We start from the raw sequence: 22,380 nt of genomic DNA on the forward strand, positions 1-22,380 counted from the left end.
TATTCAGGCCTCGTCTTGGGTTTAGGTTGAGGCGTATGAGCGAGAAATTCACTTATGAGGCCGGTCCCCGTGATAAAGGACGCAGCGAGGGCGAGGTATCGGACTTCCCGGAGATTCAGCCGGGCGGAGAGTACCAATGGTCTGGTTTGGCACACGGCCAGCCTCTAGCCGACGAACCCGCTCGTGAGTCCGACGACGGCGAGTCCGCGACCGTAGTCTGGTACCCGAAACCGACTAGCCCGATCTGTGTGGACTTCTATATGCGCCGTTTCAGTCCAACGTGGGCAGTCCGATATCCGAGTCGGGCGTAGAAGGCTCGAGCCCGCTCCCGTGCCTCGTCCGTGGTCACCTGTGCCAGTTGCGCCCCACGCGCACGCCCAAAATTGTGTGCCCACTCGAGCATCGCGGTGCCCAAGCCATGTGAGCGCTCCGCGGCCGCAACTCGAAGTCCCTCGATCTGTAGTCGGGAAGAACCACCCCGGGAAAGACCTGGAATGACGGTCAATTGCATCGTGGCAACGATGCGATCGGCATCATCGCGGACAACCCCCAGATAGTTGGAACTGTCGCGAACAACCAGGTTGTAGGCCGCCTCGTATCGTTCGAGCTCGACGCACTCACGATCGGGACCGAACTGATCATCAGACAACAGCGCGGCGATGGCTTCGACATCGTCGCGACTCGCGCGTTCCAGCCTGAAGGTCCGGCCCGCCACCTGCAGCAGTCCTTGAACCGACGATCGCGCATCTGCCTGCAAACGAGCGACCAGCAGATCAAGCCATCCGCCGACGTTGGCTCGAGCCTCAATGGTGTCGGGATAGCGGCATCTCAAGTGCAGACCTGACTCGTCCAGGATGAACCAAAGCATGACGCCGTCGGTGTCGATTGTCGCGCTCACATAATGGGCATCGAGTCCGACAGAGTCGATTCGCACCGGCAGTCTGCGCAGGTCCAGCCAGGAGATCGCGAACATACCAGGAGCTACGGGCATGCCGCCCCATGGAGCCAGGACGTCCGCGAGCGGCCACGAGCCAAGCTGCACAGCCTCTTTTACCGCGGCCGCCGCGGCGCGCGGCTCGGCGACTGCCGACTCAAGTACCGAATTAGTAATGAACCAGCCCACTGAGTCATGCCAGTTGTCGTCGAAGCGGCTGTGCACGGGAAAAACGGCCCGCAGCGGGGATCCTGCCAACTCGTGGGTCACCGCTGTCATCGCAACAACAGCGAGCGCGAGCGTCGAGACACCGTCGTTGCGGGCCTGGGCAGCAAATGCGGCACCGTCATCGAGATCGAAGACATCGCGAACTTCTACACGCTCGCGCTGCGGATCGGGCGCACCCAGGGGCAGTGGGAATTGCGGCATGACGCCGCCGCTTTCACCGATGATTTCTTCCCATCGGTGACGCACATGGTCCGGCGCCGCATTCCGATCCAACAGTGCTTGGGTGTGTTCAACAAATGCCGGCGCTGCCCCAGGCAACAGTTCACGGCCGGCCCTCCCGGCATCGAGCGCGGACAGCAGGTCTCGCGCGAGCACCAGCATGGACCACATATCGACGTGGGCGTGGTCGGCCGCAATCACGACGGTGAGTCCAGCAGCAGTCTCCAATACGCACAGCCGGTGTGAGGGCTGTTGGTATGGCGAACATGCGGCATCGAGAATGTCCCGCACCGCGTCATTGACTGCCTGGCCGGGAGATACCTGATGCTCCACCCAGGTTCCCGGACCAATTTCAATTTCGTAAAGCTCCGGATCACCATCCGCACCGGGCACGAATGCCGTTCGCAGTGTGCCATGACGGGCGACGACAGCGAGCCAGGCATCGGCGATTGACTCACGACGGGTGGGTGAAGGCAACCGAAAAGACAATGCCATCCAGGAGCCGGGGCGGTCGCCTGCCCCCACATGGAGCCGCTGGTCAAAGGACACTGGAAGACGTCGGTCGAGCGCAGACACACTGACGTCGTAGCCCCAAAGTCGTCCAAACGGGAGGCGCAGGTGCGTGACGTTGGTCAGCCGCATGGCAGTATCCTATCGCCCCGGATAGCCTGAATGTTCAACGCGGCCACTCGACGTGACGCGGTCAGTCACGAAACGAGGAGCCTGATGCCCACTTTCGAGGTTCCCGGAGCCGAGCTTGCGGTTGCTTTGAGCGACGAAGGTGGACATCCGGTTGTCCAACTGCATGGCCTTACCTCAAGCCGCGCGCGCGATCGGGTGCTCAACCTCGACCTCGGTCGAGGGCTTAGTGGAACTCGACTTCTGCGGTACGACGCACGCGGCCATGGCCGGTCGACGGGGCGGAAGGTTCCCGAGGAATATCAATGGCAAACCCTCGCCGATGACCTCCTGCGACTGCTCGATCACTGGTTCCCGGGCGAACGTGTCCACGGAGTTGGTCCCTCCATGGGTACCGGCACACTCCTGCATGCCGCTTCCCGCGAGCCAGACCGCTTTACTGGGCTCACGCTTATGGTGCCACCCACCGCGTGGGAAACCCGGGCTGCACAGGCTGCAAACTACCGGGTTGCCGCGGCGTTGATCGAGTCTGTAGGTGTCGGGGCATTCCTCGCCACCACTCGCGGAGCAACACCGCCGCCGGCCACGGTCGGTGCGCCGGAGACGGTGCCCGACGTCGCCGACGCCCTCTTGCCATCGTTGTTTCGAGGCGCGGCACTCAGCGATCTGCCTGCTCGGGAAGCCGTCGCGCGAATCGACATACCGACGACAATCTTGGCGTGGGTCGATGATCCGGGCCACCCGCTGTCAACCGCGGAATCCCTTGCCGCACTGCTCCCCCAGGCAACGCTGACCGTCGCCCACAGCCCGGAAGACGTCGAAACCTGGCCCAATATTCTGAGCCAGGATGTCGCCCGTCGGGGCTAAGCGACGATTCGCTCGAATACTTGCTCACAGTTAAGCGGAACGAGACCCGCTACGGTTCACACCGCGATCGGGCGGGTGGTTAGGCTGGGTGGATGGCGACAGTTATCCTCGTGCGGCACGGCCGCACCACAGCCAATGCCACTGGGCTGCTGGCCGGTCGGGCCGCCGGCGTCAACCTGGACCAAATCGGGCGCGACCAGGCGGCTCTGACCGGAGACCGGCTCGCGGCCGTGCCCTTGATCGCGGTGGTGTCGAGCCCGCTTGAGCGTTGTCAGCAGACCGCCCAACTCATCCTCGATCGCCAGACGGGCACGCCGTACGCGCCGGTCGAGCCCGATCTCATCGAGTGCGATTACGGCCAGTGGCAGGGCCGCACGCTGAGCGATCTCGCGTCGGAGGATCTGTGGCCGGTTGTGCAGTCCCAACCGTCCGCCGTCGTCTTTCCCGGCGGTGAATCCATGGCCGCCATGCAGGCTCGGTCGGTGGCAGCGATTCGACGCCACGATGCAGCCTTCGAAGCCGAGTGCGGGCCAGGAGCCGTGTGGGTGGCAGTGAGCCACGGTGACATCATCAAGTCAATCCTTGCCGAAGCGCTCGGCATGCACCTTGACCTGTTCCAGCGTATTACCGTGGGCCCCGGCTCCGTATCGATCGTGCGCTACGGCGCTAGTGGGCCCAGCGTCCACGCGACCAACACCGACGCGGGTGATTTGTCGTGGCTGTCAAACGGCATCCATTCTGGCGATGCGCCGGTCGGCGGCGGTGCAGGGCAAAACGCACCATAAGCCTCATGTGCCTAGAATACTGACATGCCTACACGTGTTCACGAGTTTGCCTGGCCTGACCGGGTCGTCGTGGGCACCATCGGCCTTCCGGGGGCCCGAACGTTCTACCTGCAGGTGCGCGCAGGGACGCAGATCGTGAGCATTGCCATGGAGAAACAGCAGTCGGCCCTGCTCGCGGAGAAGATCGACGAAATTCTCGACCAGCTCATCACCCTCGAAGGCAACCCCTTCAGCGTCCCCACGGGCACTCCCGTTGAACTTGTCGACAATGACCAACTCGATACCGTTCAGGAGCAGTTTCGCACCGGCGCCATGAGCTTGGCTTGGGACCCAACCACGGCACAGCTCGTACTAGAGGCCTACCCCATCACCGATGTCGATGCTGATGACAACGACGCACCGCTTGATGAGGACGGCGCCAACGTGCCCGAAATGCTGCTGGTGCGAATGCCGGTCGGCACCGCCCGCGCATTCGCCAAGCGCACCCGCGAGATCGTGGGCGCCGGGCGTCCGACGTGCCCGCTCTGCGGTTACCCCATAGACGCCGACGGGCACATCTGCACCCTTCCCGAGGCCTGATGCCGACGCCGGACCTAGTGACCGCCGAGCTGACGCTCACCGGCCGTATCACGACGGCTTCAAACGCTACATTTCTTGGCCGCATCGGCGACGTGGTGGTCGTCTATAAGCCGATAGCAGGCGAAACTCCGCTGTGGGACTTTCCCCACGGCACCCTGGCGCACCGTGAGGTGGCCGCCTACCTTGTCTCGCAGGTCTTCGGCTGGGACATCGTGCCACACACCTGGCTGCGCGATGGTCCAATGGGCAAAGGAATGGTGCAGCTCTGGCAGGAGCAAGACCCCGCCCAAATCGCCGTGAACCTGGTCGCGACAGACCACGTGCCGAAGACGGGCTGGAAACACGTTCTCGAGGGACAAGATGAGAACGGACGGATGGTCACCCTCGTTCACGAAGACTCGCCAGCGCTCAGACGCATGGCGGTGTTCGACGCGGTCGTCAACAACGCCGACCGCAAAGGCGACCACATTCTTGCCATGACGGACGGACACCGTCACGGCGTGGACCACGGGCTCACCTTTCACCGTGGCCACAAGCTGCGCACAGTGCTGTGGGGATGGCTGGGAGACCCTCTAACCCCCGAGGAACGCGACGGCATCGATCGTGTCAGCAAAGGACTCCACGGTGAGCTGGGCCGAACCCTGGCGGAATTGCTCAGCGCCGAAGAAATCGCATCGCTCGCCGCGCGCTGCGCACGGTTACGCCTGGCAGGACGGTTTCCGGCTCCGAGCGGTGCGGCGTCGGCAGTGCCCTGGCCGCTGTTCTAAGCACGACTGCACTCCTCGGGACACTCCAGGACCGACTACTTCTTGCCCGGGCCGCAGAGGTTAGACGTTGAAGCGGAACTCCACCACGTCGCCGTCGGCCATGACGTATTCCTTGCCTTCAATACGGACCTTGCCGCGGGACTTGGCCTCGGCCATGGATCCGGCGTCGATAAGGTCATCGAAGGAGACAACTTCGGCCTTGATGAATCCGCGCTGGAAATCCGTGTGGATAACTCCTGCAGCCAGGGGCGCGGTGTCGCCTCGGTGGATGGTCCAGGCACGGGCTTCCTTGGGACCCGCTGTGAGGTAGGTCTGTAGTCCGAGCGTGTGGAAACCGACGCGTGCAAGCTGATCGAGGCCGGATTCGTCCTGGCCATTCATCTCGAGCATTTCGCGGGCTTCTTCCTCGTCGAGTTCGACGAGGTCGGATTCCAGCTTGGCGTCAAGGAAAATGCAGTCGGCCGGCGCCACCATGGCACGCAGTTCCTCTTGCTTTTCGGGGTTGCCCAGGATGCCTTCGTCCGAGTTGAAGACGTAGATGAAGGGCTTGGCCGTGAGGAGGCTGAGTTCCTTGAGGTGCTCCATCTCGAGCTTGTCGCTCTTGACTGAGGAGAAGATCGTGTCGCCACGTTCCAGCACGACCTGGGCGGCCAGGATTGCTGCGAGTTCCGCGGCTTCCCGCTTCTTGATCTTGACTTCTTTTTCGATCCGGGGAATGGCCTTTTCGATCGTCTGGAGATCGGCCAGGATCAGTTCGGTGTTGATCGTCTCAATGTCCGAGCGTGGATCGACTTTGCCGTCGACGTGGACAACGTCGGGGTCATCGAAGACGCGGATGACTTGGGCGATGGCTTCGGCTTCGCGGATGTTCGCAAGGAACTTGTTGCCCAGGCCTTCGCCTTCAGAGGCGCCCTTGACGATTCCTGCGATGTCAACGAACGAGACGACGGCGGGCAGGAGGCGCTGCGATCCGAAGACCTCCGCCAACTTCTGCAGGCGCGGGTCCGGGAGGTTGACGACGCCGACGTTTGGCTCGATGGTGGCGAACGGGTAGTTCGCGGCCAGCACCTGGTTGCGGGTCAGTGCGTTGAAAAGAGTTGATTTGCCGACGTTGGGCAGTCCGACGATGCCAATAGTAAGAGCCACGAGCATTGATTCTACCCGTTGTGTGCCCTTCTCCGCTTTGCGGGGGGAACCCAGGACCGGACGCCCGGGTGCCGTGAGCCGGCTTCGCTATATTGTCCGACCCCTATGCCAAGGTTGGAGACATGGATGGTTTTGCAGTAATACTCGCTTTGTTCATGCTTCTTCTCGGAGCGGCCGCCGGGGTGGTGGCTGGCTTCCTCCTGTTTAGGCGCCGCACTGCCGCGCTTGAAGAAGATTTCGACGGCGTCTCCGCCCGGCTTGCCGCGGTAAACGCCCAGTTTGCCGCCGCCGACGCCGAACGCCGGCTTCTGTTGTCACAGAACCGTGAACTGAACGAGTCCAGGAACCAGGATGGCAGTGTGTTGCGCGCCCTTGCCCCTGTTGCCGAGAAGCTAACGGCCGTCCAGCAGCAGGTCTCGCTTCTGGAGCGGGATCGTTTGGAGCAGTACGGCCAGCTTGCCCAGCAGCTCCAGGAAGCCCGACTGTCCGATGAACAGCTCCTGCGCTCCACCCACGCCCTGGCCTCGGCCCTTCGGTCGAACAGCGCAAGGGGCCAGTGGGGTGAAGTCCAGCTGCGCCGTGTGGTGGAGGCCGCCGGCATGCTGCGTCACGTCGATTTTCACGAGCAGGTGCATTCCGCGTCCGCCGACAACGCCATCCGGCCGGACCTCGTGGTCCAGTTACCGGGTGGAAAGCAGCTGGTGGTGGACGCAAAGGTTCCGTTGGCGTCCTACCTCGCCGCCCAGGAACAGGGCAACACGAGGCACCTGGCAGGGAACGGCGAGCAGTCTGTGGGCAACGCCGCGGATGCTTTGCTCCTCGCGCACGCGAAGGCCCTCAAGTCCCACGTGGATGCCCTGGGGTCCAAGAAGTACTGGGACATCCCCGGCAACTCCCCCGAACTGGTGATCTGCTTCCTGCCCGCGGAATCCATCCTGGCCGCCGCACTCGAAGCGGACCCCGCCCTCTTGGACCACGCCTTGTCCCGGAACGTAGTGCTCGCGTCCCCCGGCACCTTGCTGGCAGTTCTTAAGTCCGTCGCCTTCACCTGGCGCCAGGACGTCTTGACGGACAACGCCCGGGAACTCTTCGAGCTCGCCCGGCAGCTGTACGAACGGATGGGCACTCTCGGCGACAACGTGGGCAAGCTGGGTTCATCGTTGAAGACCTCGGTGGATCGCTACAACGCACTCGTCGGAACCCTGGAAGCACGCGTCTTGCCGACGGCACGGAAACTCAATTCAATGGACACCGACGGTCTGGTGTCACCGTCCGCAGTGGAAGCAGTGCCGCGGGCGCTTGCCGCACCCGAACTGATCGAAGGCGAATCCGCGGCCTAAGACCGGCCTAGTAGGGGTCCGGGCCGGGCACAGGGTGCCGCGCCCGGACCGGGACTACGACGTTGGGCGGCTCCCGCGTCCGCCCAAGGCGCGTGTGACGTCTCCGGCTTCCTTGAGGGTGGCGCGCAGTTCCTTCGGCAGGGAGAACAGCAGGTCTTCTTCCGCCGTCACCACCTCTTCAACCGCACCGTAGCCGTAGTCGGCCAGTAAGCGGAGAACGTCCTGGACCAGGACTTCGGGGACGGAAGCGCCGGAGGTGACGCCCACGGTGGCGACGCCTTCGAACCAGCTCTCGTCGACCTCGTTCGCGAAATCGACCCGGTAGGAGGCCTTGGCGCCATACTCGAGCGCCACTTCGACGAGCCGTACGGAGTTGGAAGAATTCGCAGATCCCACCACGATCACGAGGTCAGCCTGCGGGGCAATCTTCTTGATGGCCACTTGCCGGTTGGTGGTGGCATAGCAAATGTCGTCGCTGGGCGGATCCTGCAATGTGGGGAACCGCTCCTTGAGCATCCGGACGGTCTCCATGGTCTCGTCGACGCTCAGGGTGGTCTGTGAAAGCCAGATGGTCTTCTCCGGATTGCGCACCGTGACCTTGTCCACTTCGTGCGGACCATTGATGATCTGGATGTGGTCCGGGGCTTCGCCCGCCGTTCCTTCCACTTCCTCGTGACCGTCATGGCCGATGAGGAGAATGTCGTAGTCTTCCTTGGCGAAGCGGACGGCTTCGCGGTGCACCTTGGTGACGAGGGGGCAGGTGGCATCGATGGTGCGCAGGCCGCGGTCTTCGGCCGACTGCACGACAGCCGGGGACACGCCATGGGCTGAGAAGATCACGAGGGCGCCTTCGGGTACCTCGTCCGTCTCTTCGACGAAGATGGCACCCTTCTCCTCCAGCGAGGTGACCACGTGTACGTTATGTACGATCTGCTTGCGAACGTATACGGGTGGCCCATAGTGTTCCAGTGCCTTCTCCACTGCGATGACCGCGCGGTCGACACCTGCGCAGTATCCGCGGGGAGCCGCGAGCAAGACTCGCTTGGGGCCGGAGACCGGAGCGGCGGCCAGCACCTCCCCCGGCGTCCGGCGCCTACGCGGGACAGAGGGCATCGGAATGGAAACTGCTGAGCTGGTCATCCCTCCATGCTACCGGCAGCGTTCGCACGCACGCTCGGCCCGGCCTTGCGTGAGAAGATCGCACCGAGCAGGCCAAGAAGCGCAAGCACTCCCGCGGCAATCCACGCGATGGTGATCCAGCGGGTGAAATTGTCGACCGATGCCGCCACCAACTCCCGCGCGAAAAGGCCGCCTGTGGCGGTTCCGCCCAAGCCCGCATCTCCTGCGCCCTTCAGCACCGTCGTAGCCACTTGCCACAGCGCTGCGACTGCGGCCAAGCCCAGTCCGGCGAACAAGACAAGCACGCCCCTGCGTTTCGCGGCAAGCAGCCCCAGGACAAACAGCAGGACGGCGCCAAGGCCTGGAATCCACCACATCGGCGCGTACGCGGCGATCGCGTCTACCTGCTGGCGCTGGGCAGGGCCTCCGATGTTGATCAGCGTGGAGTCCGGCGTCGCGATGGGGAGGCCGGTTGCCGCGTGCAGCCGGTCAGCAGCCAGCTTGACCAAGGGCCCGACGTCGAGCACCAAGGACGTTCCCGCGGTCGAGTTCCCGGGGCCCGCATTGCCTGCGAAATTCAGTTGGTGGCTCCGGCGTACGGTTTCATTCCACGCTTGCGGGTATTCGGGCCACGTGGACATTGCGGTGGCCGCATCCTTGAGGAAAGTGGCGCCAAGTTGCTCCACCTGCGCCGGCAGATTGATTTTGGATTCCAGGCTTGCGACGGCGGTGGCCGCCAGGCGCGACTGGAATGCTTGGTCCTTCCCGATCGAAGAGGTGAGCGCCACAAATCCGTCTTCCCTGACGATATTGGCCTCCGTCCAGGCCATAGGGACAGCGATTCCTGTGAGCAGAAGGGCAAAGATCACTGCGATTGCAGAAATGAACGTACGCAATGGATTCCTCAAGTTTGAAGTACCGCAATACCAGGCGGGGCGACGACGAGTAAATGTCGGTCATGCATGCTACAAGGTATGGATAGAGTTGGAAGCCTGCCACCGTCTTTTCGATAGCAAAATCTTTTCGGTAGCAAAATTTCAGTAGCACTGACAGCAGCAGTGCTTCCTGCACCCCTTAGCAAAGTACCAGCGAGGACGGAACCATGCACCAGCCACCAGCAGGAGGCTACCCGCGTGTCCCATGATGCTGTACCGGGCGGCGCGCCACGGGCGTTGCCGATTTCTGGATTCCCAAACCGGGAAGCCCAGGAAGAAGAGCCCGCCGGAGGAGAATCCACGAAGGCAGAGTCGACCCTGCCCGCGACGGCGTCGGAGACAAGTCCCGACAATCCTTGGCCGCTGCAGCTGCTATCCCGCAAGCTCAAGACCCACATAGAACGGGCCCCGGCCGCGTGGATCGAGGGCCAGGTCATCGAACTCAACCGTCGCGGCGGCAGCGCTTTCGTGACGCTGCGGGACACCGACGCCGAAATCTCCTTGCCCGCGTCGCTGTGGTCCAACGTCCTGGACCGCCAGAAGATGCCGCTCGAGCGTGGCTCACGCGTCGTGGCCTTGGTGAAACCTGAATTCTGGCTCAAGACCGGTCGGCTCAACATGTCGATCAAGGACATCCGTCCCGTCGGCCTCGGCGATCTCCTCGCGAGAATCGAGCGCTTGCGCCAGGCCCTTGGCGCCGAGGGGCTGTTTTCAGACTCTAGGAAGAGGCGGCTGCCCCTGCTCCCCCACAGGATCGGGCTCATCACCGGCCGCGATTCGGACGCCAAGAAAGACGTCCTGCGCAACGCGGCCCTTCGCTGGCCCGCCGTCGAATTCGCCGTCCGGGAGGTCGCCGTCCAAGGTGTCACCGCAGTCGGTCAGATCCTGGCTGCACTTAAGGAACTCGACGCCGATCCGCACGTGGATGTAATCGTGATCGCCCGCGGTGGCGGAGCCTTGGAAGATCTGCTTCCATTCAGCAACGAAGATCTGGTCCGGGCAGTATCCGCAGCGGCCACTCCGGTAGTCAGTGCGATCGGCCATGAAGCCGACCATCCCATCCTGGACGATGTCGCCGACCTTCGCGCCTCCACGCCCACCGACGCCGCGAAGAGGATCGTCCCAGACGTCGTCGAGGAACTTGCAAGGGTACGTCAGGCCCGCGAGCAGCTACGCCGCGGCGTGGGACGCCTCGTGGACCGCGAAACGGACCGACTCCACGCGCTGAGATCACGCCCTGTGCTGGCGTCCCCCGAGGGAATGGTCACCGCACGGGAAGAGGACGTCGAACGGCTCCGGAGACATGCCCACACCGCGGTAAGTTCCGCAGTTATCCGTGCACTTGACCAGGTGCACCACCTCCGTGCACAGGTAAGGGCATTGTCTCCCCAAAAAACACTGGACCGCGGCTACGCCGTGGTCCAGGTTACGGGAGCGGACGGGGTCGGCCACGATGTCGTCCGGAGCCCGGACCAAGCCCCTGACGGTACGGAGTTGACCCTCCGGTTGGCGGAAGGCCGCCTTGCCGCCGTGTCTTCCGGAGCCGCCGCAGCTGCCGGACAACCTAGCAAGCACCAGCAAAATGAGGACTAAGAAATGACAGCAGAAAACACATCCCCTGCGGCCGAGGCATCCGCTGAGGACCTGGACGCTCTCAGTTACGAGGAAGCCCGTGAGCAGCTCATGGCTGTGGTTGGCCGCCTTGAAGCCGGCGGAGCAAGCCTTGAGGAATCACTCGCCCTCTGGGAACGCGGCGAGGCTTTGGCAAAGCGCTGCGAAGAGTGGTTGGAGGGTGCCCGCAGGAGGCTGGCCGCCGCCCGGAGCGAGAACGAGCAATAGCGAGGATTTGCAAAGGCCCCTTAGGATTGGACGGCCATCGCCCGTTCCGCCGACACGTCAAAATCGGCTTTCGGCCAGCTCAGGTCCAGCTTCCCGAGGGCCTCGAGGAGAAGCTCCTGGACCGCGATTCTCGCAAACCACTTCTTGTTTGCTGGAACCACATACCAGGGCGCCACATCTGTTGATGTTTTCTCGAAGACCCGTTGATAGGCGTCCATATAGGAATCCCAAAACGCGCGTTCCTTGAGATCGTCCGTGCTGTACTTCCAGTGCTTGGACGGGTCATCCAATCGCGCCAGCAGGCGCGTTTTTTGTTCATCGCGGCTGATGTTAAGCATGACCTTGACGATCGCCGTGCCTTGTCCGGCGAGGCGTGCCTCGAACTCGTTGATGGCCGCGTAGCGCCGTTCCAGTTCAGCGTGATTGGCCCAACCGTGCACTCGGTGTATCAGCACGTCCTCGTAGTGGGATCGGTCAAAAACGCCGACGAATCCGGCGTCGGGCAAGGCCCTCTCGACCCGCCAGAGGAAATCGTGGGCTTTCTCCTCGTCCGTTGGAGCCTTGAACGGAGCAACCTTGACACCTTGGGGATCCATTGATCCGACGACGTGCTCAACGATCCCGCCTTTGCCTGCGGTATCCATGGCTTGGAGGATCAACAGCACACGTTTGGAGCTGCCAAATTTTCCCTCGGCAAAGAGCATCTCCTGCAGCACGTCCAAACGACCGTCCTGCGCTTCCAGCAAGGCGACGCCGTCAGGCTTCTTGCCCTTGTAGCCGGGCGTCGATCCGGGGTCTACTGCGTCCAGCGAGAATCCTGGCCCGGCCTTCAAGATCGTGGATACCTGCTTGGTAAACTCCTTGATCCCGGCCATGTCGACGTCCCCTCTGGTCCGGCCGCATTCGTCGCGGCTTGCACAACAGGCTAGTTGCCTTGGTACCGCCCAAGGAAGTCCGCCATGCGGCCAATCGCTTCTTCAATATCCTTCACGTTCGGCAGGGTCACCATGCGGAAGTGGTCAGGACGCACCCAGTTGAAGGCCCGTCCGTGTGAGACGAGGATCTTTTGCTCCTTGAGAAGGTCGAGCACGAATTTCTCGTCGTCGCGGATGTGATAGACCTCGGGGTCCAACTTCGGGAACAGATAGAGGGCACCCCTGGCCTGTTGTGTGCTGACGCCGGGTATGGCGTTGAGAAGATCGTAGGCCTTGTTCCGCTGTTCAAGGAGCCTGCCGCCGGGCAGGATGAGATCGTTGATGCTCTGATGGCCACCGAGGGCGGTCTGGATGGCATGCTGCGCGGGCACGTTGGCGCACAGACGCATGTTGGCCAGCAGGTTGATGCCCTCAAGGTAGTCCGCGGCGTCCTTCTTGGGTCCGGAGATGGCCATCCACCCGGCGCGGTAGCCACACACCCGGTAGGCCTTGGACAATCCACTGAACGTCAGGCAGAGCACGTCGTCGCCGGTGAGTCCGGCAAGATTCACGTGGACCGCGTCTTCGTAAAGGATCTTCTCGTAGATCTCATCGGCGAACACCACAAGGCCATGCTTTTCGGCGAGGGCCACGATCTTCTTGAGGGTCTCCTCCGGGTACACGGCACCCGTGGGGTTGTTGGGGTTGATGACCACGATGCCCTTGGTTTGAGGCGTGATCTTCGATTCCATGTCCTCAAGGTCGGGCTGCCAGCCTGATTCCTCGTCGCACAGATAGTGGACCGGACGTCCGCCGGCCAGTGCCACCGAGGCGGTCCAAAGCGGGTAGTCGGGAGTGGGGATAAGGATCTCATCTCCCACTTCGAGCAAGGCCATGAGCGACATGGTGATGAGCTCGCTGACGCCGTTGCCAAGGTAGATGTCGTCAACGTGGATATTTTGGATGCCGCGGGTCTGGTAGTACTGCGAGACGGCGGTGCGGGCAGAGAAAATTCCGCGTGAATCGCTGTATCCCTGGGCATGGGGCAGATGGCGGATCATGTCCACCAATATCGCGTCCGGCGCTTCGAATCCGAACGGTGCCGGGTTTCCGATATTCAGTTTGAGGATGCGGTGACCCTCTGCCTCCATCTGCTGGGCGGCCTGAAGAATCGGTCCACGGATGTCGTAAAGGACATTATGAAGCTTGGTGGACTGCTTGAATTCTGCCATTCATCAAATATGCCATACCGGGGATGTACTTCAGTTGAGACATCACTCACATTCACGACGACGGCGGCGAGGCCCCCAAAAGGGTTCCTTGCCGCCGTCGTCCTTTGCAGGGGCCTCCGCCGCCGAGGGTTCCCTGGACGAGCGGAGCGAGGCGAGGGAGGCGGTGGGGACTTACTTCACGATCCCTTTGTCCTTGAGCCAAGCGGCCGCAGCGTCCTTGGGGTTCTGCTTTTGGTTGCCGCTGACTGCCCGGTTGAGGTTGATGAGGTCGTCCGTAGTGAGGATCTTGGATACGTTGTTGAGGGCTGCCTTCGCCTTGTCCGTCATCTTGGCCATGTTGTACAGCGGGAGGACCTGCTGGGCCTTGAAGTTGTTCTTGGGATCATCCAGTACCACCAGGGCGTTGTCCTGGATGGACGGCGTGGTGGTGTAGATGTCGGCAACCTGGACGTCGTTGGAAAGCAGGGCCTGCAGCGTGAGGTTACCGCCGCCGTCGCTAAACGGCTTCAGGCCCTTGAGCACGCAGTTGTAGTTGGCTTTGAGGCCCGGGAACCCATAGGCGCGGGTCTCAAAGGTTGCCGGTGCCGCCATCGTGAAGTCCCCACAGACCTTGGCCAGGTCTTCGATGGACTTGAGCTGGTACTTCTCCGCCGTGGCCTTCGTGACAACCATGGCGTCCTTGTCTTCAGCCTTGGCGGGGTCGAGCACTCCCAGGCCCTGTGGAAGCTTTCCGGGCAGCGCCTTGTAGACGTCATCAGCCGAGACTTGCGTGGCGTTGGCATCCAGGTAGGACAGCAGGTTGCCGGAATAGTCGGGGGCGAGGTCGATCGAACCGTCTTGCACGGCCTTGAAGTAGATTTCGCGGGATCCGATATTGGGCTTCGTGGTAGCGGTGACGCCGGCGGCGTTCAGTGCTCCGGCGTAGATTTCGGCGATGACCTGGCTCTCGGGGAAATCTGCCGAGCCCACGGTGAGCGAGCCGCCGGCCCCGGAGGGGGCGCTGGTGGACGGGGTGGACAGCGGGCTGCCGCCACATGCGCTCAGAGCAAGCGCAATGCCGACTCCGGCCGCTAGGCCGCCGAGCCCGCGGCGGGTCAGGGTGACGGGTTGCTTCATGCGGTACCTCCTTGAACGGCAGCCCCTGCTGGTGCGGCGGCTGCGAGATCTCCGGCGGCCTTGTGGCCGCCGTTGGAATCGGTGGAAAGTCCGGGCGGGAGGAGGATCCTCTGCGCCATGGCCAGAATGAGGTCGACGGCGATTGCCAACGCCGCGATGAGCAGTGACCCGCCGAGCATGCGGGGGAAGTCCTGAAGGACCAATCCGTCAAAAAGATAACGCCCCAAGCCTCCCAGCGGAAGGTACGCCACCACGGAAACCGTTGCGATGACCTGGAGGACCGCCGTGCGGATGCCGCCGAACATGACCTGGAGTCCGTTGGGCAGCTCCACGCGGAACAAGATCTGGAGTTCTGTCATGCCCATGGCCCGGGCTCCATCAACCACCGTTGGATCGACGCTCGAAATCCCGGCGTAGGTCCCGGCCAGGAGAGGCGGCACCGTCAAGATGACCAGGGCCCAGACGGGAGGCATGAGTCCGCTTCCAGCCAACAGCGCAAAGAGGACAAGCAGGCCGAGGGTGGGGAGGGCCCGCAAGGCGCCGGCGAACGCCACGGCCACGACGCGTCCGTGTCCCGTGTGGCCGATGAAGAGGCCCACCGGCACCGCGATGGCCGCGGCAATCACCAAGACCAGCCCGGAGTACTGCAAGTGTTCCAGGAGCCTCGTGGCGATTCCGCCGCTTCCTGACCAGTGAGCCGGATCCGTGAGCCATGCAAGGGTGTCAACGAAGATATTGCTCATCGGCTTGCCTCCGCGTGCATCCGGGCATCTGCGATGAACTCCCCTGCTTTGGCATCTTGCTTGGCGGTGACCGCACCGGCCCGAGTCCAGGGCGTCAGCAGCTTCTCCAACAGGACCAGGAACGTGTCCATGATGAGGGCCAGGAGGAGAATCGCGATGATGCCGACCACCACCTCAGTGACGAACGAGCGCTGCAGTCCATCGGTGAACAGCATTCCCAAGTTCCCGACCCCCAGGAGTGCGGCGACGCTCACGAGGGAGATATTGCTGACGGACACCACGCGCAGGCCCGCAAAAAGCACGGGCAGGGAAAGCGGAAGGTCGATTTGCAGGAACCGTGCGGTCGGTTTGAACCCCATCGAGACTGCCGCCATGCGGAGGTCGTCGTCCACGGAATCGAAGGCGTCCATGGCAGCCCGCACCAGCAAGGCGACGGCATACATCGTGAGGGCAACCACGACATTGAGCGGATCCAGGATCCGGGTTCCCAAGATCGGCGGCAGGATGATGAAAAGCGCCAGGGAAGGAATGGTGTACAGCAGGGAACTTCCCGTGGTGACCACGGCCCTGAGGGTACGGTTCCGCCGGGCCAGTTGCCCCAAAGGCACCGCAATGAGCAGACCCAAAACCATGGGAATCAAAGCCAGGACAAGGTGCTCGCCGGCCCGCTCGAAGACGATGCCGCTGTTCGCCAGGAACCATTCCATCAGGGGGCGTCCTCCCTGTTGTGCCGGGTCTTCTCGATGAGCGCCAGCACTTCATCGGCTTTGAGCACGCCGGCGAGCTTGCCGGCGTCGTCCACCACCACGCCAAGGCCCGAAGGTGAGGACAAAGCGGCGTCCAGCGCCCGGCGGAGCGTATCCCCGCGCCGGAACAAGGAGCCTCCGGGAATCAGGCCGGCACCGTCGCGCGGCGAGGCCCATCCCATGGGCCGGGAGCCGCCGTCGAGCACCAAGGCCCATTCGCCGCTGCCCTCGGCAACGTGCGGGGCCTCCACCGTCTTGACCGGATGCACCGGAACAGCGTCGGCGCCGTTGAAAGAAAGGTGCCTGAATCCCCTGTCACGGCCCACGAACGAGGCTACGAAGTCATTGGCGGGCGCCCGGAGGATCTCTTCGGGTGCCGCGTATTGCGCCAGTTTGCCGCCGACGGCAAAAACGGCCACTTTGTCGCCGAGCACGGTGGCTTCATCGATGTCATGGGTGACGAAGACAATCGTCTTGGCCAGTTCGCGCTGGAGCCGGAGGAGTTCCTGCTGGAGTTCGTCACGGACAACCGGGTCCACCGCGCTGAAGGGCTCATCCATGAGCAGTACGGGCGGGTCCGCTGCGAGCGCGCGGGCTACCCCGACGCGCTGCTGCTGGCCGCCGGACAATTGGGATGGGTACCGTTTGCCGAGCACCGACGCCAGCCCGACGACGTCGAGCAGCTCTTCCGCGCGTTTGCGGGCTGCCGCCCTGGAAACGCCGTTGAGCCGCGGAACGGTGGCAATGTTGTCCAGTACCGAACGGTGCGGCATGAGTCCCGAAGACTGCATGACGTAACCCATGGATCGGCGCAACTGGGCGGCCGGCTCGTTCGAAACATCCTTGCCTGCCACGGTGATGGTGCCCGAGGTGGGCTCTACCATACGGTTGATCATCCGCAGGGACGTGGTCTTTCCGCAGCCCGAGGGTCCGACGAATACGGTGATGGCACCTTTGTCGATGGACATGCTCAATCCATCAACAGCGGGTTGTCCGCCCTGATACTGCTTGGTGACGCTCTGGAACTCAATCATGGCTTCAGCCATTCCGGGGCTTACCTAACTTTTCGGGCCGCAAATATCAACGATGGAAATCAATCAACAGCGAACTGATGTTCTACAGCCTAACCAGCACCACCGACGATGTCAGCGCAGGCGCGAAGACCGTAATGATTCGGCAATGCTCAGGGCGTGGGCAGTTTTCCGTTGAGGGGCCGCTCACTGTGCAGGCGGAGGCCGATATCGACCAGGGACACCCGGTTCAGTCCGGGAACCTTGCCCAGCGGGACCCAAGCGGCGTGGGTAGTGCTGCCGTCTATCTCGTGGGTCAATTCGCCGCCCGTGATGCTTGCCTCGTAGACCAGCCGGATTGCCTGGAAATCACGGCCGGATCCGTCCAACCGCTCCTCACCCGGCCAGTGGCCGACGTCGATGCCGAGCATCGCTCCGATGTCGGCGTCGTACCCGGTTTCCTCCTGGATCTCGCGGCGGCAGCCGTCCACGGGATGCTCCCCCAGGTCCAGGCCTCCGCCCGGAAGGGTCCAGCCCTCTTTGCCGTCTTGCTTCCAATAGGCCAAAAGGATTGCTCCGTCGCGGATGACCACTCCGTACGCGGCCGGGCGGGTGTCGAACTGGATGCTCATGGAGCCAGCCTAGGCCTAAGCTGGAGGGAACACTGTTCAGCACATGGAGTTGTATTGTGACCAACTTGGAAACGGCCCCGTCACAGGAAGTCTGCCCCGCCGGACATCCCGGGCAAGGACCCTTTGTTCAGCTCTGGCCGGCCCGCGAGGTTCCCTTGGGCGGCGTACGGGCCATGAATGTTTCCCGCACCCTCCCCCAGCGCGGTATGCCGACGGTAGGAGCCTGGTGCTTCCTGGACAGCTTCGGCCCGGACCGCGTCGCTATGAGCGTTCTTCCCCATCCGCATATGGGACTGCAGACGGTCACGTGGCCGCTCCAGGGCGAGGTGCGGCACCGCGACAGCGTAGGCAGCGACGTCGTGGTCCGTCCCGGACAGTTGAACATCATGACGGCCGGCCGCGGCATTTCGCATTCCGAGTTCGGCGTGCTGCCAGCAGGACTTCACCCGGACGCGCCCGACGCCGGCACCCTCCTGCCGCTGTCCCGGGGCCTCCAGTTATGGGTTGCTTTGCCCGACGGCGTAAGGCACCGGGCGCCGTCGTTCGAGCAGATCGTCGACCTGCCGGTGGTCGCCACGGACAGTTTCAGGGCCACGGTGCTCGTGGGCGAATTCGCCGGACAGCGCTCCCCTGCCATCATGTACAGCCCGATTGTCGGCGTCGAAATCTCAGCCTCGGGCCCGATCGAGCTGCCGCTGAACCCCGAATTCGAGCATGCGGTCCTGGTCCTGGACGGCTCTGCGGTGATCGACGGCCAGGAAGTCGACCCCGGTCCCTTGGCCTTCCTCGGCATGGGCCGGGAAACGCTCCGCCTTGAGGCGGCTCGCGGAACACGCTTCATGCTTCTAGGCGGTGAACCCTTCGAAGAGGACATCCTGATGTGGTGGAACTTCGTGGGCCGTACGCATGAGGAAGTGGAGCAGGCCCGCGAAGACTGGGAAGCCCAGGCGCTCCTGAGTGACGACGACGCCCGCGCTTCGCGGTTCGGCTGGATCCATGGCCACGGGCCCGATGCCGGAGTTGAAGCCGGGCGCATCCCCGCACCGCCCATGCCGGGCGTCCAGCTCAAGCCGAGGTCCCGGAACAGGGCTGTGGAGTAGAACCCACAGCCTGGCGATACACATCAGGACTGGCGACACAGGAATTCCCGCGTCGCCAGTCTTTCTCCGAGTCCGTCGGCCATTTGCGCGTCGCCTATGAGCCAGTGTCCGGCTACGGAAGCTCCGCGACAATCCGCAGCACACCGAAAACCGGTTCCTGGTCCAGGACCCGGACATCGGTGATCCCGTGTGCGGCCAGTCCCGCCCGGAAAGCGGACTGCAAGGGCTCGACGTTCATGCCGAGCCCGCCGCCCAGAATCACCGGTCCGGGGAGGCCAAGCTGGCGAACGGCCTGCGCCGCCAGCTCCGCGAGATCCCGCCCTGCCTGGTCCAGCAGTTGGCGGCTGATCTCGAGCCCTTCGAGGGCGGTCTCCACTACGGCGCTTGCGCGCTGGGCCCAGTACCTACGGTCGGTGTCCTCCGAATGGAACAGTGCGATGAGTTTGTTGGGATCGTCCACCCCGCAGGATTCCAGGAGGGCCGCTGTGAGGCCGTCCGGTTCCAGCCCTTTGTTCATCCGGCGGAGGCTGTGACGCACTGCCTCCCGGCCCAGCCAGTAACCGCTGCCCTCATCGCCCAGGAGAAAGCCCCAGCCGCCGGCACGGGCTTCCTCCCCCTCGGCGTTCTTTCCCCAGGCCGCGGATCCAGTCCCGGCGATGACAGCCACTCCCGTGCTGGCCCGGCCTGCCGCCAGTAGCAGGCGGGAATCGTGGACCACCGTGACCTGTGCGCCCGGGACATGGGGTTCGATCAGTTCGGCCAGGGCGCGGGCATCGGCGTCAGTGTCGATTCCGCCTGCGCCGGCGAGGACGCGGTCCACGTCGCCGCCACCGATCATGGCGAAGAGCTCGGCAAGATTCTTCGCCGCCGTCTCCCGGCTCACGTTCTGGACGTTGGAGCTGCCCGTGCTTTCGTCGCGGACCGGCTTGCCGTCCTCGAAGCGGACACCGTGGGTCTTCGTGCCACCGATGTCGAGCCCGATGACCGTTGCCGCGACGGAGCCGTTACCCTGCACAAGTCCGCGGGCAGTGCCCTCGGCGGCGCCCGATACCAATCCGTCGTCGGGCCCGGGGGTCGTGTTTTCTGCAGTCTCCACGTCCAAAAGCCTAGCGCGGGCGCACCGGGTGGATCTATTGGGTTCCGGATCGCGCTTTGACAAGTCCTGCGAGCAGCCCCGGCCCTTCGGAAAGCACGAGTTCGCGGAAAAGCCTTACGGGGTCCGGTTCCTTGCGCCGTTCACGCCAGGCAATCCCTATCTCCCGGTATGCGAGTTCCGAGTCGAGTGATACTTCCACCCACCCCAGGTCCGTGGAATCCAGGACCCCTTGGGGTCCCGGCCCTAGTCCTCCCGGCGGCAGGATGCTGTAGCCCAGTCCAGCGGACACGAGCCCGCGGATGGTGTGCGAGTCCTGGCTCTCGAAAGCGACCCTCGGGCGAAAGCCCGCGTCCCGGAAGATCGCGTCGGTCAGCGAACGCAAGCCGAAGCCGGGCCCCATGGAAACGAACGGCTCATGCTTGAGCTCGTCGAGCCGCACGCTGGCCCGCCGGGCCACCGGATGGCGGTGATGGAGCACCAGCCGCAGCGGCTCGCGGTACAGCGCGGCCGAGCCGATGTTCCTGCCCGGAGCCGCCACGGGTGCCGTCAAGGCGAAGTCGGCGTCACCGGCGATGAGCGAATCAAGGCAGGCGGCACGCGCTCCTTGGCTGAGCTCGAAGGCCGTGGAGGGGTGCCGGCTCCGGAACGCGCTCATGAGCAGCGGCAACGTGGCCTCGCCGAAAGTGTGCTGGAAGGTCACCCCGATTCGGCCGCGGACAACATCGGATTCGTGGCGGACCACGTCCAGTCCCGCCTGGAATTCCGCGAGCGCCGCTTCGATGTAGGGAAGCAGGGTCTTGGCGGCCGGGGTCAGGCGGACTCCGCGGCCTTCACGGATAAGGAGTTCGGTCCCGACGACGGCGCTTGCCCGGGCCAGCGCCCGGCTCACCGTCGATTGGGGTACTCCGAGCAGCTCGGCCGTCTCGGTGACATGTTCTGTCCGGCCAAGCTCAGCCAGCAGTGGCAGCAACGGCAGTAGCTGGACCAGTTGCTTGTGTTCGATGTCCATGCCTGTCCGTCCTCAGATCGACCATTTCAATATCATCCATTTTGGCTATCAATCTTAAGTGAATCATGCATTGGAATCATCACTTCGGGTCGCCCTACTGTGGAAAGGTGAGTAGAAGCGCAGCATCCACGAGCCCCGCAGAGTCCGATTGGGAAGGCCATCTGAAGGGCTCCGCTGCCTACCGGCGGATCCTGGCCGGCCTGGCCCTCGCTGGAGTGGCCACCTTCGCGCAGCTGTACTCCACCCAAGCCGTCTTGCCACTCATGGCGAACGAGCTGCACATCACGGCGTCAGAGGCAGCGCTCACTATTTCCTTGGCCACGGTAGGCCTCGCGGCAACAGTGTTGCCCTGGTCCTTCGTCGCCGACAAGATCGGCCGCGTGCGTGCGATGGCCATCGGAATCGCGGCAGCCACGGTCCTGGGCCTGCTCGTCCCCCTGGCCCCCACCTTTCCGCTTGTTCTCGCTCTGAGGGCACTGGAGGGCATGGCCCTGGGCGGTATTCCGGCGATCGCCATCGCGTACTTGAATGAAGAAGTCAACAAAGTACACGCCGCGCTGGCCGCCGGCAGCTACGTAGCAGGCACGACCCTCGGCGGACTCGCCGGCCGTTTGCTCGCCGGACCCATCGGTGAAGTGTGGGGTTGGCGGGCCGCGGCCTTCGCCGTTTCGATCCTTGCGACAGCATCGGCAGCCCTGTTCCTGCTGCTGGTCCCGAAGCCGCGCCGGTTCACACCCAGTTCCGCTGGAGGTTTCCGCGGGGCAATGAAGACGTTGGCGGGCCATTCTTCGAATCCTCGGCTGCTGGCCCTCTATGTTCAAGCGTTCCTGTTGATGGGTGGTTTCGTGGCCGTCTACAACTACCTCGGATTCCGCCTCCATGCCGCGCCCTTCGGACTGCCCGCCACCGTGGTCAGCCTGATTTTCCTGGCCTATTTGTCCGGAACCGTGAGTTCCCGCTGGGGAGCCGGATTGTCCATGCGCTTCGGCCGCCGCACGGTCATGCTCGCCGGAATCGCGACCATGACCGCCGGCCTGGGACTCACCTTGTGGGACAACATCGCCGCGGTTCTGGCGGGCTTGGTTGTCTTCACCGGCGGCTTCTTCGCCGCGCACAGCATCGGAGCAGGCTGGACCGGGACCATCGCGACGAGCGGCCGCGCGCAAGCAGCGTCGTTGTACAACCTGTCCTACTACCTGGGTTCCAGCATTATTGGCTGGGCCGGCGGACTCGCCTTCCAGGCTTTCGGCTGGAGCGCACTCGCCTGGACGGTCATCGGACTTGGGTGCACGACGGCGGTGATCACCGCCGTCGTGCACCGATCCCCGGTGCGCCAGGTCGCCGTCGTCGGCTCCTTGGAACCAGCCGGACAGGGAAAGTAGCAG

22 protein-coding genes are annotated in these 22,380 nt (G+C 63.6%); 9 read left to right on the top strand and 13 right to left on the bottom strand.

Going from position 1 to position 22,380, the window contains the following annotated elements; translation table 11 throughout:
- Positions 1–256 precede the first annotated feature (256 nt).
- Positions 257–2,023 (bottom strand): GNAT family N-acetyltransferase, encoded by a 1,767-nt coding sequence (locus tag QRN59_RS01100; RefSeq protein WP_284980712.1) that lies wholly within the window; start codon positions 2,021–2,023, stop codon positions 257–259.
- An 84-nt stretch (positions 2,024–2,107) separates the two neighbouring features.
- Between QRN59_RS01100 and QRN59_RS01105 the strand changes: the two genes are divergently transcribed.
- The 4 genes from QRN59_RS01105 (at position 2,108) to QRN59_RS01120 (ending at position 5,018) form a co-directional block, all read left to right on the top strand.
- Entirely contained in the window at positions 2,108–2,887 is a 780-nt protein-coding gene (locus QRN59_RS01105; protein ID WP_284980713.1) for an alpha/beta fold hydrolase, read from the top strand.
- Positions 2,888–2,979: 92 nt separating this feature from the next.
- On the top strand, positions 2,980–3,672 hold the full coding sequence (locus QRN59_RS01110) for a histidine phosphatase family protein (protein WP_284980714.1): 693 nt from the start codon (positions 2,980–2,982) through the stop codon (positions 3,670–3,672).
- Between the two features lie 24 nt (positions 3,673–3,696).
- Complete coding sequence (locus QRN59_RS01115) at positions 3,697–4,251, top strand: DUF3090 domain-containing protein (RefSeq protein ID WP_284980715.1); 555 nt, start codon at positions 3,697–3,699, stop codon at positions 4,249–4,251.
- A complete protein-coding gene (locus tag QRN59_RS01120; RefSeq protein ID WP_284980716.1) occupies positions 4,251–5,018 on the top strand; it encodes an SCO1664 family protein in 768 nt (255 codons plus the stop codon). The genes QRN59_RS01115 and QRN59_RS01120 overlap by 1 nt, the downstream gene beginning before the upstream one ends.
- Positions 5,019–5,078: 60 nt before the next feature.
- On the opposite strand, the gene ychF is transcribed toward QRN59_RS01120, so the two are convergent.
- Entirely contained in the window at positions 5,079–6,164 is a 1,086-nt protein-coding gene (gene ychF / locus QRN59_RS01125) for a redox-regulated ATPase YchF (protein ID WP_284980717.1), read from the bottom strand.
- A 122-nt stretch (positions 6,165–6,286) separates the two neighbouring features.
- On the opposite strand from ychF, the gene QRN59_RS01130 reads away from it, so the two are divergent.
- Entirely contained in the window at positions 6,287–7,504 is a 1,218-nt protein-coding gene (locus tag QRN59_RS01130) for a DNA recombination protein RmuC (protein ID WP_284980718.1), read from the top strand.
- Between the two features lie 54 nt (positions 7,505–7,558).
- Here QRN59_RS01130 and QRN59_RS01135 read toward each other — a convergent pair whose 3' ends face one another.
- Both QRN59_RS01135 and QRN59_RS01140 read right to left on the bottom strand, forming a co-directional pair.
- The gene (locus QRN59_RS01135; protein ID WP_284980719.1) at positions 7,559–8,644 is read right to left on the bottom strand and encodes a 4-hydroxy-3-methylbut-2-enyl diphosphate reductase; all 1,086 of its coding nucleotides are present in this window, start codon (positions 8,642–8,644) and stop codon (positions 7,559–7,561) included.
- A complete protein-coding gene (locus QRN59_RS01140) occupies positions 8,641–9,519 on the bottom strand; it encodes a hypothetical protein (RefSeq protein ID WP_284980720.1) in 879 nt (292 codons plus the stop codon). Before QRN59_RS01140 ends, QRN59_RS01135 begins: the two co-directional genes overlap by 4 nt.
- A 357-nt stretch (positions 9,520–9,876) precedes the next feature.
- Here QRN59_RS01140 and xseA point away from each other — a divergent pair, with 357 nt between their 5' ends.
- Together xseA and QRN59_RS01150 are read left to right on the top strand one after the other, a co-directional pair.
- Positions 9,877–11,151: an exodeoxyribonuclease VII large subunit gene (gene xseA / locus QRN59_RS01145; RefSeq protein WP_284980831.1), complete on the top strand. Its 1,275-nt coding sequence runs from the start codon at positions 9,877–9,879 to the stop codon at positions 11,149–11,151.
- 3 nt (positions 11,152–11,154) lie between these two features.
- Positions 11,155–11,397: an exodeoxyribonuclease VII small subunit gene (locus QRN59_RS01150; RefSeq protein ID WP_284980721.1), complete on the top strand. Its 243-nt coding sequence runs from the start codon at positions 11,155–11,157 to the stop codon at positions 11,395–11,397.
- 20 nt (positions 11,398–11,417) lie between these two features.
- On the opposite strand, the gene QRN59_RS01155 is transcribed toward QRN59_RS01150, so the two are convergent.
- The 7 genes from QRN59_RS01155 to QRN59_RS01185 form a co-directional block, all read right to left on the bottom strand.
- Entirely contained in the window at positions 11,418–12,272 is an 855-nt protein-coding gene (locus QRN59_RS01155) for a polyphosphate kinase 2 family protein (protein WP_284980722.1), read from the bottom strand.
- 50 nt (positions 12,273–12,322) lie between these two features.
- Positions 12,323–13,543, bottom strand: a complete 1,221-nt coding sequence (locus tag QRN59_RS01160; RefSeq protein ID WP_059387460.1) for a pyridoxal phosphate-dependent aminotransferase — start codon at positions 13,541–13,543, stop codon at positions 12,323–12,325.
- A gap of 171 nt (positions 13,544–13,714) precedes the next feature.
- The gene (locus QRN59_RS01165) at positions 13,715–14,659 is read right to left on the bottom strand and encodes an ABC transporter substrate-binding protein (protein WP_284980723.1); all 945 of its coding nucleotides are present in this window, start codon (positions 14,657–14,659) and stop codon (positions 13,715–13,717) included.
- The gene (locus tag QRN59_RS01170) at positions 14,656–15,402 is read right to left on the bottom strand and encodes an ABC transporter permease (protein ID WP_284980724.1); all 747 of its coding nucleotides are present in this window, start codon (positions 15,400–15,402) and stop codon (positions 14,656–14,658) included. Before QRN59_RS01170 ends, QRN59_RS01165 begins: the two co-directional genes overlap by 4 nt.
- The gene (locus QRN59_RS01175; protein WP_284980725.1) at positions 15,399–16,109 is read right to left on the bottom strand and encodes an ABC transporter permease; all 711 of its coding nucleotides are present in this window, start codon (positions 16,107–16,109) and stop codon (positions 15,399–15,401) included. The genes QRN59_RS01170 and QRN59_RS01175 overlap by 4 nt, the downstream gene beginning before the upstream one ends.
- Positions 16,109–17,194, bottom strand: a complete 1,086-nt coding sequence (locus QRN59_RS01180) for an ABC transporter ATP-binding protein (protein WP_284980726.1) — start codon at positions 17,192–17,194, stop codon at positions 16,109–16,111. The genes QRN59_RS01175 and QRN59_RS01180 overlap by 1 nt, the downstream gene beginning before the upstream one ends.
- A gap of 137 nt (positions 17,195–17,331) precedes the next feature.
- Positions 17,332–17,790: an NUDIX hydrolase gene (locus tag QRN59_RS01185; RefSeq protein ID WP_284980727.1), complete on the bottom strand. Its 459-nt coding sequence runs from the start codon at positions 17,788–17,790 to the stop codon at positions 17,332–17,334.
- 56 nt (positions 17,791–17,846) lie between these two features.
- On the opposite strand from QRN59_RS01185, the gene QRN59_RS01190 reads away from it, so the two are divergent.
- The gene (locus QRN59_RS01190) at positions 17,847–18,890 is read left to right on the top strand and encodes a pirin family protein (RefSeq protein ID WP_284980728.1); all 1,044 of its coding nucleotides are present in this window, start codon (positions 17,847–17,849) and stop codon (positions 18,888–18,890) included.
- Positions 18,891–19,002: 112 nt separating this feature from the next.
- On the opposite strand, the gene QRN59_RS01195 is transcribed toward QRN59_RS01190, so the two are convergent.
- The gene (locus QRN59_RS01195) at positions 19,003–19,905 is read right to left on the bottom strand and encodes an N-acetylglucosamine kinase (RefSeq protein ID WP_284980832.1); all 903 of its coding nucleotides are present in this window, start codon (positions 19,903–19,905) and stop codon (positions 19,003–19,005) included.
- A 115-nt stretch (positions 19,906–20,020) separates the two neighbouring features.
- Positions 20,021–20,995, bottom strand: a complete 975-nt coding sequence (locus tag QRN59_RS01200; protein WP_284980729.1) for a LysR substrate-binding domain-containing protein — start codon at positions 20,993–20,995, stop codon at positions 20,021–20,023.
- A gap of 65 nt (positions 20,996–21,060) precedes the next feature.
- Here QRN59_RS01200 and QRN59_RS01205 point away from each other — a divergent pair, with 65 nt between their 5' ends.
- Positions 21,061–22,377, top strand: coding sequence for an MFS transporter (locus QRN59_RS01205; RefSeq protein ID WP_502871004.1), 1,317 nt, complete (start codon positions 21,061–21,063; stop codon positions 22,375–22,377).
- Positions 22,378–22,380: the final 3 nt, after the last annotated feature.

Source organism: Arthrobacter sp. efr-133-TYG-118, from assembly GCF_030209755.1.
Lineage (GTDB): Bacteria > Actinomycetota > Actinomycetes > Actinomycetales > Micrococcaceae > Arthrobacter.

Coding starts and splice junctions, on each gene's coding strand:
- QRN59_RS01100 (WP_284980712.1), bottom strand. CDS start 2,023: ATGCGGCTGACCAACGTCACGCACCTGCGCCTCCCGTTTGGACGACTT.
- QRN59_RS01105 (WP_284980713.1), top strand. CDS start 2,108: ATGCCCACTTTCGAGGTTCCCGGAGCCGAGCTTGCGGTTGCTTTGAGC.
- QRN59_RS01110 (WP_284980714.1), top strand. CDS start 2,980: ATGGCGACAGTTATCCTCGTGCGGCACGGCCGCACCACAGCCAATGCC.
- QRN59_RS01115 (WP_284980715.1), top strand. CDS start 3,697: ATGCCTACACGTGTTCACGAGTTTGCCTGGCCTGACCGGGTCGTCGTG.
- QRN59_RS01120 (WP_284980716.1), top strand. CDS start 4,251: ATGCCGACGCCGGACCTAGTGACCGCCGAGCTGACGCTCACCGGCCGT.
- QRN59_RS01130 (WP_284980718.1), top strand. CDS start 6,287: ATGGATGGTTTTGCAGTAATACTCGCTTTGTTCATGCTTCTTCTCGGA.
- QRN59_RS01135 (WP_284980719.1), bottom strand. CDS start 8,644: ATGACCAGCTCAGCAGTTTCCATTCCGATGCCCTCTGTCCCGCGTAGG.
- QRN59_RS01150 (WP_284980721.1), top strand. CDS start 11,155: ATGACAGCAGAAAACACATCCCCTGCGGCCGAGGCATCCGCTGAGGAC.
- QRN59_RS01155 (WP_284980722.1), bottom strand. CDS start 12,272: ATGGCCGGGATCAAGGAGTTTACCAAGCAGGTATCCACGATCTTGAAG.
- QRN59_RS01160 (WP_059387460.1), bottom strand. CDS start 13,543: ATGGCAGAATTCAAGCAGTCCACCAAGCTTCATAATGTCCTTTACGAC.
- QRN59_RS01165 (WP_284980723.1), bottom strand. CDS start 14,659: ATGAAGCAACCCGTCACCCTGACCCGCCGCGGGCTCGGCGGCCTAGCG.
- QRN59_RS01170 (WP_284980724.1), bottom strand. CDS start 15,402: ATGAGCAATATCTTCGTTGACACCCTTGCATGGCTCACGGATCCGGCT.
- QRN59_RS01175 (WP_284980725.1), bottom strand. CDS start 16,109: ATGGAATGGTTCCTGGCGAACAGCGGCATCGTCTTCGAGCGGGCCGGC.
- QRN59_RS01180 (WP_284980726.1), bottom strand. CDS start 17,194: ATGGCTGAAGCCATGATTGAGTTCCAGAGCGTCACCAAGCAGTATCAG.
- QRN59_RS01185 (WP_284980727.1), bottom strand. CDS start 17,790: ATGAGCATCCAGTTCGACACCCGCCCGGCCGCGTACGGAGTGGTCATC.
- QRN59_RS01200 (WP_284980729.1), bottom strand. CDS start 20,995: ATGGACATCGAACACAAGCAACTGGTCCAGCTACTGCCGTTGCTGCCA.
- QRN59_RS01205 (WP_502871004.1), top strand. CDS start 21,061: ATGCATTGGAATCATCACTTCGGGTCGCCCTACTGTGGAAAGGTGAGT.